At 66.9% G+C, this 13,836-nt stretch carries 13 protein-coding genes; all 13 read right to left on the bottom strand.

All coding sequences use genetic code 11. The features are described from left to right. Positions 1–345 precede the first annotated feature (345 nt). Entirely contained in the window at positions 346–1,422 is a 1,077-nt protein-coding gene (gene alr / locus I8J32_RS12005) for an alanine racemase (RefSeq protein WP_200612463.1), read from the bottom strand. Then, the gene (locus tag I8J32_RS12000; RefSeq protein WP_207526573.1) at positions 1,340–1,954 is read right to left on the bottom strand and encodes a type IV pilin protein; all 615 of its coding nucleotides are present in this window, start codon (positions 1,952–1,954) and stop codon (positions 1,340–1,342) included. The genes alr and I8J32_RS12000 overlap by 83 nt, the downstream gene beginning before the upstream one ends. Positions 1,955–1,959: 5 nt before the next feature. After that, on the bottom strand, positions 1,960–5,253 hold the full coding sequence (locus I8J32_RS17670) for a pilus assembly protein (RefSeq protein WP_245156323.1): 3,294 nt from the start codon (positions 5,251–5,253) through the stop codon (positions 1,960–1,962). A 13-nt stretch (positions 5,254–5,266) separates the two neighbouring features. Beyond that, positions 5,267–5,818, bottom strand: coding sequence for a pilus assembly PilX family protein (locus tag I8J32_RS11990; RefSeq protein WP_200612457.1), 552 nt, complete (start codon positions 5,816–5,818; stop codon positions 5,267–5,269). Then, on the bottom strand, positions 5,815–6,891 hold the full coding sequence (locus I8J32_RS11985) for a prepilin-type N-terminal cleavage/methylation domain-containing protein (protein ID WP_200612456.1): 1,077 nt from the start codon (positions 6,889–6,891) through the stop codon (positions 5,815–5,817). The genes I8J32_RS11990 and I8J32_RS11985 overlap by 4 nt, the downstream gene beginning before the upstream one ends. After that, entirely contained in the window at positions 6,888–7,349 is a 462-nt protein-coding gene (gene pilV / locus I8J32_RS11980; protein ID WP_200612454.1) for a type IV pilus modification protein PilV, read from the bottom strand. The genes I8J32_RS11985 and pilV overlap by 4 nt, the downstream gene beginning before the upstream one ends. Continuing rightward, positions 7,346–7,897 carry a GspH/FimT family pseudopilin gene (locus tag I8J32_RS11975; RefSeq protein ID WP_200612453.1) on the bottom strand — a complete coding sequence of 184 codons (552 nt, stop codon included), beginning with the start codon at positions 7,895–7,897 and terminating at the stop codon, positions 7,346–7,348. The genes pilV and I8J32_RS11975 overlap by 4 nt, the downstream gene beginning before the upstream one ends. A 402-nt stretch (positions 7,898–8,299) precedes the next feature. Then, on the bottom strand, positions 8,300–9,712 hold the full coding sequence (locus I8J32_RS11970; RefSeq protein WP_200612451.1) for a replicative DNA helicase: 1,413 nt from the start codon (positions 9,710–9,712) through the stop codon (positions 8,300–8,302). 262 nt (positions 9,713–9,974) lie between these two features. Continuing rightward, entirely contained in the window at positions 9,975–10,427 is a 453-nt protein-coding gene (gene rplI, locus I8J32_RS11965; RefSeq protein ID WP_200612449.1) for a 50S ribosomal protein L9, read from the bottom strand. 119 nt (positions 10,428–10,546) lie between these two features. Further along, positions 10,547–10,777, bottom strand: a complete 231-nt coding sequence (gene rpsR / locus I8J32_RS11960; protein ID WP_031372470.1) for a 30S ribosomal protein S18 — start codon at positions 10,775–10,777, stop codon at positions 10,547–10,549. 11 nt (positions 10,778–10,788) lie between these two features. Continuing rightward, positions 10,789–11,208, bottom strand: coding sequence for a 30S ribosomal protein S6 (rpsF, locus tag I8J32_RS11955; RefSeq protein WP_200612447.1), 420 nt, complete (start codon positions 11,206–11,208; stop codon positions 10,789–10,791). A 299-nt stretch (positions 11,209–11,507) separates the two neighbouring features. After that, complete coding sequence (locus tag I8J32_RS11950; RefSeq protein ID WP_200612445.1) at positions 11,508–13,286, bottom strand: DUF885 domain-containing protein; 1,779 nt, start codon at positions 13,284–13,286, stop codon at positions 11,508–11,510. A gap of 177 nt (positions 13,287–13,463) precedes the next feature. Continuing rightward, complete coding sequence (locus I8J32_RS11945) at positions 13,464–13,802, bottom strand: HesB/IscA family protein (RefSeq protein WP_200612442.1); 339 nt, start codon at positions 13,800–13,802, stop codon at positions 13,464–13,466. Between the last annotated feature and the right edge of the window lie 34 nt (positions 13,803–13,836).

The raw sequence follows: 13,836 nt of genomic DNA, 5'->3' as shown, positions 1-13,836 counted from the left end.
GCCCTGGCCCGTTTGCGCTGGCCGCGCGCCGACGTATCGCTGACGGGCTTTCGCGGAACGGCCGCCTTGCGGGTTGCGACTGCCGCCCCCGCGCCTTCCGTGCCGATGCCTTGGCCGGCCGCCCACGCGTGGCCGCGGTAGCACCGGGTGAGGCCGTCGGGGTTGCATCGATGGGGCCAGCCGACGGGGCGCGGCGACGCGGACGTTCTGTGGCTGCCATGCGCTTCTCCGACGGGATGCCGCGAGTGAATCACGCAGGCGCGAGGAAGCGTCAACGCACGGCGCGGACCAAGACGACCCGACCACGCACGATGACCAGCGGTCGGAGCTGGCCGTCGCCTGAGCTCAGGCCTCGACGAAACGTACGCGCCGCGTGATCGAACAGGTGAGCTCGTAACCAATGGTGCCGGCGGCGTCAGCGATCGTCTCCACTGGCAGATCGGGGCCCCACAAGGTGACCGGATCGCCCACGCGGGCTTCGGGAATTCCACGCAGGTCGATGGTCATCAGGTCCATCGAAACCCGCCCGATCACCTGTGCACGCTGCCCCCCCACCAGGACCGGGGTGCCCGCCGGGGCGTGCCGCGGATAGCCGTCGCCATATCCGATGGCGGCCACCCCCACGTCCATGTCCTCCGGGCATTCCCAGGTAGCGGAGTAGCCGATGCGCTCACCCCCGCGCACGCGATTGACCGAAATCAGACGCGTGGCCAGGGTCATGGCCGGACGCAGCCCGAAGTCGGCGCCGGTGCGGCCATCGACGACGGATATCCCATACAGGGCGCCGCCCGCGCGCACCCAGTCGCCATGCGACTGCGGCCAACCCAGGATCGCCGCGGAGTTGGCCAGTGACCTCTCGCCCGGCAGGTCCGCGGTGATCTCGTTGAACAGACGCAACTGCTCGCGCGTCTGCGCGCTGTCGAACTCGTCGGAACTGGCGAAATGGTTGAGCAGCCGGACCGGCCCGACGACGTGGGTCAGTCGACGCAGCCTTGCATAGGCGTCATGGGCGGCTTCGGGCTGGAAGCCCAGCCGGTGCATGCCGGTGTCCAGCTTCAGCCAGCAGGCCAGCGGCTCCCCTGCATCGGCCTGCTCGAGCATTTCCAGTTGGCTCTGGTGGTGGATGACCGTATCCACGGCCAGTTCGCGCATCCGGGCGATATCGGCCGGCTCGTTGAATCCGGACAGGAGCACGATCGGCTGGGAAAGTCCGCCGGCCCGCAGGCGCTCGGCATCGCTGAGCGCGGCCACGCCAAACGCGTCCGCCCCACCCAGGGCGCGCGCCACGCGTTCGAGGCCGTGGCCATAGCCGTCGGCCTTCACCACCGCCATCACCCGGCTATGCGGGCTGCGCTGGCGAACCTGAGAGAGATTGTGACGCAGGGCGTCGGCGTGGATGATCGCGGAGGTCGGACGGGCCATCGCGATAGTTTATCGGCTCGCCCGCGCCCTGCCGCGCTGTCGGGGTGCGCCCTGCGACGGTCCGCGACACTTCGGCTGGCTGGCGGCGCCGGAAAAACGGGTTACCAGCAGCCCGCAGCCGGGGTCTTGCGGCCCACCTCTGGTCCATCGTCATGGTGCCGCAATCGGTTTCGGCAACGGCCTGACGGCCCTTGGGCGCCGCCTGGATCGTGAAGCCCGCCGCGGTGGGAGCAGCCGAGAAACCGATGTCGTAGTGGCTGGTCACGTCCGACGAACAGGCCGGCAGGGCCGCCCCCGCATAGGTCATGTTCGTCGTGTAGTAGCGCTCCATGAACTGCGCGGCTTCGATCAGGCAGCCCTGGGCGTTGCCGCGGCGGGCCTTGACGGTCGCATATTCGTAGCTGGCGATCGCCGTGGCCGCCAGGATCGTGACGCAGACGCCCACGATCACCAGTTCGATCAGGGTGAAGCCCCTGGCACGCGCGGCCAGGCGGGAGCCGGCCGCCGCGCGGGAATTTCGGATGCTCGCCATGTCTGTCAGTCCCTCAGGATCTCGCGCCAGGACACACGCGACGGCGCGCCACCCTGCGGGTTGACCGGCGTCTGGCCCACGGTACCCTTCGAGCCGCCGACGACCAGCAGGTTGTCGATCACGATCGGAAGGGTGGGCATGCCCACACCCAGGTCGACCGACCCGACCGGCTGGCCATCGACAGTCCCCTTGTTGAAGTAGCCGTTCTGCGGCACCCCGGTTCCGGTGAACACGTCCAGCGCGTTGACGTAACCCTTGCCCACCGCGTCGCAGGTGGCCTCGGTCGGCGGGATCAGGCTGGCGAACAGCAGCACCGTGCCGCGCACCTGCGGACGGCTGATGACACGCTCGCCGGTGGCCGGCGTGTCCAGCTCCAGGTACCAGCCCTTCTTGCCACTGGCCAGCGGAGCGTGCGGCTCGAACGAGCGCACTGCCTGCCCATTGACGCTGCCCGTGGCGTGGATGTCACGCGAATGCAGCTGCGACTTGGTCAGCGCGGCATTCTCGTCGACCAGGCCGTATACGGCCTGCAGGCTGGTGTCCTTGAGGTCGGTCAGCGTCATGAACTGGCCGGTGCCGGCGAAGACCCAGCGCTTTCCCGTGAGCGGGTCGCGCGCCAGCGCCAGTCCGCCGGTGATCGGCTGGCTGGCGCCGGCCGAGAACAGCGGGTTGCCGCTGAGCGCGACCTTGGCCTGGCCGCTCACGGTGAAGTCGAACTTCCAGACATTGCCCTTGAGGTCGCCGGCGTACACGTAGTCGACGGTGCCATTGCCGTCGTCGTCCCAGCCGCGCGGCGCAGCCAGACCGTTGTCGCTGCCCACGCCGGTATTGATCTCATGCAGGACGACGCCGGTCTTGATGTCGACCACGTACAGCACGGCCTGGCCGTTCTTGCTGTTGTAGCCGTTGCCGAAGACGACGGCGTCGGAACCGTCGTTGAGCTTGACCACGATCGGGTCGCCCAGGACGTTGCCTAGGTTGTCGCCGGCGGACAGCTCCCACAGGACATTGGCGGCCTTGAAGGTGCCCGGCGATGTGACATCCAGCCCGTACACGCCCTTGCCACCCCGTCCCAGCGAACCGACCAGGTAGTTCTTGCCACCGGTCTGGTTGCGGTTGGACACCACGATCGGACCGTCCACGAAATACCGGTGCGAGTACTGCGGGTCGCTGAAGGACTTGAGGTCACTGAAGTTGATGCCGGCCGGCACGTACGCGAACTGCTCCACGCCGTTGGCGGTGTTGATGGCGTGCAGCATGCCGTCGTTGGCGCCGACATAGATCGTCTGGGTCTCCTTCACATACATCGGCGAGGAATTGACGATGTCACCCAGCAGGGAGTCGCGGTCGCGCAGCTCGCCGCCATTCTGGCGTTCCTTGCTGCGCGTGCCCTTGATGTAGGCGACGTTCTCGGCGCCCGTCGCCGGTCCGATCAGGCGGCTGCTGGCGTCCAGCAGGCCGGTCTGGGTGGTGGTGGGAAACGTGGTACCCGACGATCCGTTCCACGTGAGGATGGTGCGGGCGGTGGTGGGGATCAGTCCCGAGGCCGACCACGCCGGCGTGGTGGCCACGCCAGCCGCGGTCGCGGCATAGGCCTTGAGCTCGCCATTCCACTTGCCCGAGGTATAGCTGGCCTGGTAGACGAAGACGTCGTTGACGAACGACGTGCTGTTGGCCGTCACGTTGGAGGCCGAACCCAGGCGCTGGGCCACGGTCGTGAACGCGTCCAGCAGGCCGCGCACGAATTCCTTCGTGTTGGAGGCCACGAGGAAATCGCCGCGGCTGTTCACGGAGGCATGCCACAGGTCGTCGATGCGGTCGGCGTCCGCGCCGCCCTGGATCGGATCGCCCCAATGCTTGGTGCCGTTGCTGAGCGAGAGCAGGTCGTTCCTGGGATCCAGACGACCCTTCAGGCCGATCGAAACGCCGAAGGTGACCATGTGCTGCCAGAACGCCGGGTCGTCGAACGATTCGGGAACGTCGTTCTCCAGCGTGGTGCGCAGGTCGTTCTTCCAGTAATACATCGCGACGTCGGCCAGGGTGTCGCCGCGGGTCTTGGTGCCGGTCTCGACGAAGTTGTCGTAGTAGGGCCGCTTGACCTCGTACTTCCACGCCTTGCCCGAGGTCGACGTGATCCCGTTGCCGTTCTTGTCGCCCGCCGTGCCGTCGGCGTCGCCAAGGTCGGTATAGCCGTCGGTGCTGTTCCAGTAGCCGTCGGTGGTCAGGATCGCGAAGTTCTGGCGGCAACTGATCTGATTGGTGGCGCCCGGGCCCCACGGGCCGTCGGCCGCGGTGCTCGAGAAGTAATTGCCGGCGCGCTGCAGCGCCCGGTGCAGCGGCGTGCTGCTGCTGCCCTTGGCGGCATGCAGCACGTCGTACCAGTCCTTGCGGTTGGCGCCACGGAAGCGACCGTCGTCGGTGGCCACGGGGATGTTGTAGGGGACGGTGAAGCCGTTGGTATTGCGGTTGATCGAGTCGTAGCCGATACGCAGGTCGTCCTTGAGCTGGCCGAAGGCCTCGCTCGCACCGGCCTTGGCCACCTTCATGCGGGTGCGGTGGTAGGAGTACCAGGTCGCGAAGTTGACCAGCTCATCGGCCTCGTCGCGCCCGGTGGGCGTCTCGAACCGGCAGTCGCGCCAGGCGCTCTGGGAGTTGCTGGCGCAGCCGGCGTTCTTCTCGCCTTCGTTGGTCTTGCTGACCTTCAGCCACTCGCTGCGCACTACACGCGTCTTTCCGCCGACCGTCCGCAGCTGGAAGCGGACGAAGTCCGCGTTGCTCGTGCTGGTCGTCGGCTGGGACTTGGGCACGTAGAAGGTCTGGGTGTTGTCGGACAGGTCGACGACGTCGCTGAGCAGGCTCGGATGCCAGTAGGCCTGGGTGAACGACGTGCCGCCCGTGTAGCGCGACGACTTGTTGGCCGAGTCGAAGCGCAGCCAGGCCTGGTACGCCGTTGCCGGGTTGTAGTAGATGGTGTTGTGGGCGTAGGACATGTCCGAGACGTCGTCGTTCAACCCGTCCTGGACGCCGTTGCCGTAGTTGGTGCTGTCGTCGTCGTCCTTGACGTCCTCGGGCATCGCCACGAAGTTCATCGAGCCCGAATCGTCGAGGATGAAGCGGACGTTCGCTGCCGGATAGGCCGTGCCCGACTGCAGCGGGATGTTGGGGAAGTTCACCGCATGACCGGGCGCAGCCAGCAAGGTCGCCACGAACGCCACCGAAAGGGCGATCAGGCGATCACGCGCCGGGCCGCGGCGGGAATTATTGGTGCGCTGGATCATGTCCATGAAGCGGATATCCATTCTGCGATTGCGGTCAGGGGACCGCGAAGATGGTCTGCAGCATCACGGCGGCGCGGCCTTCGGCCTCGCTGCGCGCGGTGACGCGGTAGCGGCGCTCCGTGCCGCTGCAGGTGGTTTCCGATACATCACCGGAAGTCGTGCAACTACCCTTGGGCGGCACGTCGTTGGCCAGCAGCTCGACGATGTAGCGCGGCTTGGCGGTCTTGTCGCCCAACTGGACGACCGCTTCGGGCGCGGCGGCCCAGATCGCTTCATCCGTCCAGACCGGGGCGACGGCCGGGTTCGGGATGGCGCACAGGCCCGCGGCGCAGCCAGCAGCCGGCAGCGCCGGCTTGCCCGCGGCGACGGATTCGCCCTCGCGCAGCGCGGCTTCGGCCGCCTGGAACGCCAGGCTGCGATCGAGCACGTTCGCGCTCATCCGCTCCTCCATCAGCGTGCCGCGAAGGCTGGCCAACGCGATCAGCGTGACCACGAGCAGCAGGATCAGGACGATCACCAGCGTGACACCACGCTGCCGGGCGGGACCGGCTTTCCCGGCCCGCGGATTCTGGATTCTGGAGGTCATGGCGCGCGGTTCCGGATGGCCACGGTATGGGTGATCCTTCGTTGCAGGGGCTTGCCGTCGGTGCCGACGACGTCGGTGCCGCGGACCGTCAGATCGATGCTGACGGCGAGTACTTCCCCGGCCGTCCAGTTCGTGGCGGTCACCGCGCTGGCCTCGACGTAGTTGAGGCCGTTGCGGAGCAGATAGCGCAGCCGCATTTCCTCCACACCGGTGGCGATTTCATTGCGGTCCACGCCAAGCACGCCCCCGGTATTGCGGAGCGTGGCCTGGTACAGCGAGCGGCCACCACGGGCGTTGTTGCCGATGTACCAGCGGGTCATGCGCAGCTTGGACACCGTGGCCGGCCAGGTCCGGTTGTTCTTGCATTTGCCCGACTCCCACTCGCCGCGGTAGCAGCCGAATGCATAGGCATTGCCGTTGGTGGAGCAGTTGGCCGGCAGGCTCAGGCCCAGGCCCTTGCTGCAATTGCCCGGCAGCACGGTGGCGGTGCCGTTGTTGTGCACGATCGTGTCGTTGGTGCCGGAGTTGGCGCCGGTCACCTGGAAGATCGCGGCCTGGCCGAAGTCGCAGGCCATCACGATGTCACCCGGGAAGAGATTGTGGTTGACCGTGCTGACCTTGAGCTGGGCCGAACTGGGGTCGTGGCTGACCACGTTGATGCCGTCGGAGACCGACGACTTGAGCTCGATCGCATCGGTCCCGTTCACCCGGTCGGCGACACCCGTGCCGAACCCCAGACCGGGGAATGCGGTCGCACCGTCGTACCCGAACAGGCCGCTGTTGAAGTTGGCGTACCACGGCGCGGTGTCGTTGAGCACGTTGTAGACCGGCAGGTCGCGTTCGCAGGCATTGCCGGCCGACTCGCGGACGTCCCTGGCCAGCAGCTCGAACGCCACGCGCGCGCTCTCCTGCACTCGGCCCAGGCTTTCGGTCGCGGTGTAGGTGTGCTTGTTGGACTCGAACACGGCACCAACGGCCGCCAGCACGACCAGGCCAAGCACCATGCCGATCATCAGTTCAATGAGGGTGAAACCCTGCGTCCGGCGCGCACCGGACAGGCGCTGCGCGCTCATAGACGGGTCCTCGTGGTGATGCGGGTAGGAGCGGTCTTGCCGCGCGAGTCATCCCATTCGACGCTGATGAGGCAGTCGGCGCCGCCGCAGGCGATGTGGGCGCATGCGCTGGCGCCGAGATTGGCCTTGAGGCTGGTGACCCAGTTGTGCAGGTCGGTCGAAGCCAGCGTGCCAGCCTCCTCCGGCACCGCACAGGTCATCTGCGACAGGTTGTAGCCGCCGATGCGCGCCACGGCGAGATTGGCGCGCATGGCGTCCAGGATCGCGTAGGTCTGCACGGTGGCCTGGCTGCGTTCGAGCGAAACCTGGCTGTTTCGCAATGCCAGCATCTGCATCGTGGCGATGCCGAGCATGCCGAATGCGAGGATCACCACGGAAATCAGCACTTCGATCATGCTGATGCCCGCGACGGCATGCGGGCGCCGAACGCGCCCCCTGCGTGTACGGTAGTGGGTCATGTTTGCGGATTGTCTGCAGGAGTACCACAGGCTTGGGGCGTGCTGGCCTTGGTGATCGAAAGCCGGCTGCCCGTGCCGATGCTGACGTGCCGCACGTTCTGAACCGGTTCGGAGACCGGCATGCACATATCTACCGTTGCGTTGAGGAGCGCGCCGGCGGCGTCGCGGGCCAGTCCGTCGGACCGGAAGCTGGCCAGGCCGGCAAATTTGGCGCTACTGCGCAACTGGATGCCCGTAGGCATGGTCGTGACTCGCAACAGCCGCTCGCCGGCACCGAACTGTCCGTTGCGGTCGCCATCAAGAAAGACGATCCAGCCGGTGGCCCCGTTCGCGGAGCAGGCAGGCGCGGCGGCCTGGGGATTGGCGCTCAGGCAGGCGACCGTCCGGCGATTGTTACGGATGGCCTCCAGACGGGCGTTCTGCAGCATCGCCATCGATTCGTTGGCGGCCGCAGTCAGCCTGTTGCTGTTGGTGACCGACTGCAGGCTGGGATAGGCGACGGTGACCAGAATCACCAGCACCGCGAGCGCCACCATCAGTTCGATCAATGAAAATCCGTTTCGCGCACGTGCGAACATCGCTTCCGTTCCCCGATTTCCCCGGCGTTAGGGTCGCCGATGGGCGCCGCGACATGCAAGTCGCGGGCCTGGAAATTGCGTGCGGGAAGTCACAGACCGGACGCATGATCGACCGTTCCCCCTCACCAAAGTGCCGCTCATCCGGCGTCACTTGACTGACGCAGCGCGTCGGAGGATACGCCTTGAGGCTTGATTTCAAGGGTTCCGGGCGCACAAAAGTGCCCATTTTGGAACTACCCGGATGGGGGAGGCCGGGGGCGCGGCCTGCAGGCGCCGGGAGGAACCCCGGGGTGGAGAGGCCCACGCGATGCTGCACCGCAGCATGCCCTGGCGCTTATTGGCCCGCCAGAGAGCGCTCTCCCCGCCCCCGGACTATTCGAACGAGCCCACTCCGTCGTGGCTCAGGTTGTCGAAACGGGTGTATTCGCCGAAGAATTTCAGCTTCACCGACCCGGTCGGGCCGTTACGCTGCTTGCCGATGATCACCTCGGCCAGTCCCTTGTCGGGCGAATTTTCCTTGTTGTAGTAGTCGTCCCGGTAGATGAAGACGATGACGTCCGCGTCCTGCTCGATGGCGCCCGATTCGCGCAGGTCGGCCATCACCGGGCGTTTGTCGGTACGCGTTTCCAGCGAGCGGTTGAGCTGGGACAGCGCGATCACCGGCACGTTCAGTTCCTTGGCCAGGGCCTTGAGGGAGCGCGAGATCTCGGAGATTTCGGTCGCGCGGTTCTCGCTGTTGCCCGGCACCTGCATCAGCTGCAGGTAGTCGATGACGATCAGGCCCAGGTCGTGCTCTCGCTTGAGGCGGCGCGCCTTGGCCGACAGGGCCACCGGCGACAGGGCCGGTGTGTCGTCGATGAAGATCTTGACCTCGCGCAGCATGCGGATTGCGCTGGTGACGCGGCTCCAGTCCTCGTCCTCGAGCTGGCCGGTGCGCAGGCGGGTGGCGTTGATGCGGCCGACCGAGGAGATGAGGCGGAGCGCAAGCTGGGAGGCCGACATTTCCATGGAGAAGACGGCCACGGCCTTGCGGGTCTTGATCGCCGCGTACTCGGCCATGTTCAGGGCCAGCGTGGTCTTGCCCATCGACGGGCGCGCGGCCAGGATGATCAGGTCGGTCGGCTGCAGGCCGGCGGTCATCTCGTCGAAATCGGTGTAGCCCGTGGGCATGCCGGTAACGCCGCCGCCGTTGGCGTAGCGCGTCTGCAGGACGTCGAAGGCCTCGGAAAGGGCCTTGTTGACGGCGGTGAAGTCCTGCCGCCCCCGCGAGGCGCCCTCGGCGATCGCCAGGACCTGCTTCTCGGCTTCCTCCAGGATCTCGCTGGTATCACGCCCCTCGGGCATGAAACCCTCGTTGACGATGTGGGTGCCCACGTCGATCAGCTGCCGCAGCACGGCCTTGTCGCGGACGATCTCGGCATAGGCGGTGATGTTGGCCGCCGAAGGCGTGGTGCTGGCCAGCTCGATCAGGTAGGCGCCGCCGGCGACCATCTCGCTCATGCCCATCGACTCGAACCATTCGCCCAGCGTCACCGCGTCGTAGGGGCGGCTCTTCTCGGCCAGTTCGCGGATCGCGCGATAGATCAGCTGGTGATCACGGCGATAGAAGTCGTTGTCGGTGAGCTGGTCGGCGATGCGGTCATAGGCGTCGGGGGCCAGCATCAGGCCACCCAGCACCGCCTGCTCGGCCTCCACCGATTGCGGCGGGACGCGCAGCTGCTCGATGCGCTGGTCGCGACGGGTCTGGAATGCAGGATCGGGACGCGCGCCCTGGCGTGATGTCATCGGCGATGTAACTCCCCTGGAAGGATCGTCATGGCGACCCTCCTCGTTATTGTTGATTGGGCGCAGCGGAACCGCGGGCCATCCTAGTCTCCCCCCCGCCCGGGGCGTTGCAGATAACACTGTGGATAACCGGTGGGCATCTCGCAGACTGCGACCCTGCCATGCCCGGCCACAGTGGCGCCGACGGGTGGCGCGCCCTCCCCCCGGCCCCAAAAAGAAACGGGCGCCCTGGGGCGCCCGTTCCGGAACCGCGGGTCGGGGATCAGGCGGCTTCGCCGACCACGATCACCTTGACCTTCGACTCGACGTCGGCATGCAGGTGCACGACGACTTCGTGCTCGCCGGTGCGGCGCAGCGGGCCTTCGCCCAGCACGACTTCCGACTTTTCGACCTTGTGGCCCAGCTTGGTCAGCGCCTCGGCGATGTCGCGCGGGCTGATCGAGCCGTACAGCTTGCCTTCGGTCGAGGCATTGGCGGAGATGGTGACTTCCACGCCTTCCAGCGCGGCGGCACGGCCCTCGGCGCCTTCCAGCTGGGCCTTGGCCTTGGCTTCGTACTCGGCACGCTTGGCCTCGAACTCGGCCAGGTTGGTGGCAGTGGCCGGAACGGCCTTGCCCTGCGGGACCAGGTAGTTGCGGCCGAAGCCGGGCTTGACGTTGACCTTGTCGCCCAGCTTGCCCAGGTTGGTCACGTTCTGCAGGAGGATCAGTTGCATGGTGTTGCTCCGAATTCGTTAGCGGGCCCATGGGCCCGCAGCAGGTTTCGCTGTCCGAATGACGGGCGAGGCAGGCCTCACCCCGGTCCGGCTCCCGCGGGCGGGAGCGGACGCCAGGATCAGGCGTTGTGGTTGTCGGTGTACGGGATCAGCGCCAGGAAACGGGCGCGCTTGACGGCCGTGGCCAGCTGGCGCTGGTACTTCGACTTGGTACCGGTCACGCGGCTCGGCACGATCTTGCCGGTCTCGGTGAGGTACTGGCGCAGGGTGTTGAGATCCTTGTAGTCGATCTCCTTGACACCCTCGGCGGTGAACTTGCAGAACTTGCGGCGGCGGAAGAACTTGGACATGTCAGCGCTCCTTAAGCGGCTTCGGCTTCATCGGTGGCGGAATCGGCGTTGCCGATGGCGCTGTCGCTCTCGTCGTCACGACGACGACGCTCGGGCTTGTCGCCCTTCTCGTCCTTGAACTTCATGATCAGCGACTGCTCGGTGTCGGCAGCATCGCGCTTCATGACCAGGTGACGCAGGACGGCGTCGTTGAAGCGGAAGCCGTCGACCAGGTCGTTCAGCGCGGCCTGGCTGCACTCGATGTTGAGCAGCACGTAATGGGCCTTGACCAGGTTCTCGATGGGGTAGGCCAGCTGGCGGCGGCCCCAGTCTTCCAGGCGGTGGATCTTGCCGGCACCGTTCTCGATCAGGCCCTTGTAGCGCTCGATCATGGCGGGCACCTGCTCGCTCTGGTCCGGATGGACCAGGAACACGACTTCGTAATGACGCATGTGTTGTTCCTTGTGGATGCCGGAGCGCAGCCAGGCCGCCTCCGGTCAGCCCCCCGCCGGCCGGGATGGCCGCGGTGGAGCAAGGTCCCCCCGGCCTAAGCCGCGGGAGCCGGAAATTATGGCAGCTTCAATGGGTTACACGCAAACCCGCGATCCGCCCGCCGGGGAGGGCCACGTCAACTGCCCAAGGGAGCCGGTTTCCCAGCGGCCATGCCCGCAAGCCACCACTCGGCCCGCCCCGGCCGCGCGGACCCGTGGTGTCCCGACAGAGGAGCAGCCAGCCGGGGCGCCCGGTGCTCCTAGCGGCCCTTCCCGGCCATCCAGGCCTCCATATGACGCTCCAGGGCGGCCAACGGCACCGAACCGGTCGACAGGACCTCATCGTTGAATTCCCGCAGGTCGAAGCGCTCCCCCAGGCGTTCACGGGCCCGGGCCCGCAGTTCGGAGATCTTCATCTGGCCGATCTTGTAGGCCAGCGCCTGCCCCGGGTCGCCGATGTAGCGGTCGATCTCGTTGACGATGTCCTGGTCGGTCTTGGGGGCGTTTTCCTTGAAGTAGGCGATCGCCCGCTCACGGCTCCAGCCCTTGGCGTGCATGCCCGTGTCGACGACCAGCCGCACCGCCCGCCACATTTCGTAGGCCAGCTGGCCCATACGGTCATAGGGGTCTTCGTACAGTCCCATGTCAAAACCGAGCTGCTCGGCGTACAGGCCCCAGCCCTCGCTATAGGCCACGAAATACGCGGTCTTGCGGAACATTGGCGCGTCCGGCAGCTCCAGCGACCGGGCGAACTGGAAGTGGTGGCCCGGCACGGCTTCGTGCAGGGAGAGCGGCATCATTTCCCAGATCGGCCGCATCTCCGGGCGGTACAGGTTCACGTAATAGAATCCGGCACGACTGCCGTCGGCCGCGCCGCCCTGGTAATACGCGGTCGTGGTGTCGGGGGCGATGGTGTCGGGGATCGGGCGCACGCCGTAGGGCTGGCGGGGGATCGTGCGTGAAATCTTCACCAGCTCCGGGTCGATTCGCTTGCTGATGTCGCGGTACGCGACCAGCAGGGCCTCAGGCGTCTTGTGGAAGAACTTCGGATCGGTGCGCAGGTGGGTGAAGAACTCGCCCAGGCTGCCCTGGAAGCCCACTTCTGCCTTGATCTTCTCCATCGCGGCGCGGATCCGCGCGACTTCTTTCAGGCCGATCTCGTGGATCTGCCCGGCGCTCAGGTCGGTGGTCGTGTTGTAGGCGGCCAGGAAATCGTAGTAGGCCTTGCCGTCCGGCAGGTCCGCGGCGGCGATGGAGTCGCGCGCGTGCGGCAGGTACTCGTCGTTGAAGAACGCCTGCAGCGTGCGATAGGCGGGCACGATGCGTTCGGAGATCGTGCGGCGGGCCTGCGCCTCCAGCGGTGCCCGTTCGGCAGGCGTGAGGCTGTCGGGGAATTTGCGGAAGGGGCCGTAGAAGGGGCTGCTCGTCGGATCATCGACGATCTGCCCGGCGATCTGGCGAGGAACCCGTTGCATGAGCACCTTGGGCGGCATGCTGCCGGCCTTCATGCCTTCGCGCATCAAAGCGATGTTCTGCTCGACCAGCAGGGGCAGCGCATCCATCCGCCTGAGCCAGTCCTGGTAGTCGCGGACCGTTGCGAACGGCAGGATCTCGGTGATGCCGTCGATGCTCTGGACGCCGCCCTGGTGGCTCAGCGGCTGCAGGTAGGGCCGGAACTTCTGCCGCTGCACGGCCTTTTCCTGCAGCCATACCCAGGTGTCGTAATTGAGCTGGTCCGCCGGCGACAACGCGGCGCGGTCGATCGCCTTCGCCCGCGCCAATGCGGCGCGATCGGCGGCGGCGCTGGCTTCGATGGCCGCCAGGCTGGCGTCACCCCAGCGGTCGTTGTAGCGCTTGTCCCCCTGGTAACTGGCGCTGACCGGGTTTTCGCGGAGGTTGCGTTCCCACTCCTCGTCGAAAAGCTGATGCAGCGACTGGCTGGCGGTTCGCTGTTGCGCCTGCACCGCAGGCGCGAGCGCCAGCGCAAAAGCGGCAGCGGCGGCCAGCTGCGGCAGGCGCCGCATTAGGGTTCGGAACATGACGACGACTCCCCGGGGCGAAGGCCCGAGTCTAGTCGGGGCAGCCAGGGTGCTGCCGTGCCGAAGGTTGGGTTCTCCCTGTCGACCGCCAGTGGCCAGGGACGGCAAAGCCGGCGGCCCGGCCACTTGTAGGCCGATGAACGCTTCGAGGGGCTGAAGCGCGGAACCTGTAGAGAATCAGGCCGCGTCGGCGTCGGTCGTGAAGCTCTCACCGCAGCCGCATTCGGCGCTGGCGTTGGGGTTGCGGAAGATGAACTGCTCGCCCAGCCGCTGCTTGACCAGGTCGATGGTGGTCCCGTCCACCAGTGGGAGGCTGTCGGCGTCGACGAAGATGCGCACGCCTTCCTGCTCGAAGACGTGGTCGCCGTCGCGCTGGTCCTGCGCCAGGTCGGCGAAGTGCTGCCACCCGGAACAGCCCGTCCGCTTCACGCCGAAACGCAGGCCCAGCGCCTGTGGCGACTCGGCGAGGTAGCGCTGGACACGGGCCAGGGCGGCAGGGGCAAGGGCAACAGCCATGGAATCTCCGGAGTTGGACGGGGCGCAGGGCGCG

Origin of the sequence: Lysobacter solisilvae, assembly GCF_016613535.2 — a bacterium.
Classification (GTDB): Bacteria; Pseudomonadota; Gammaproteobacteria; order Xanthomonadales; family Xanthomonadaceae; genus Agrilutibacter; species Agrilutibacter solisilvae.
The sequence above is the reverse complement of the archived record's forward strand: the minus strand, read 5'-3'. Positions and strand labels throughout refer to the sequence as shown.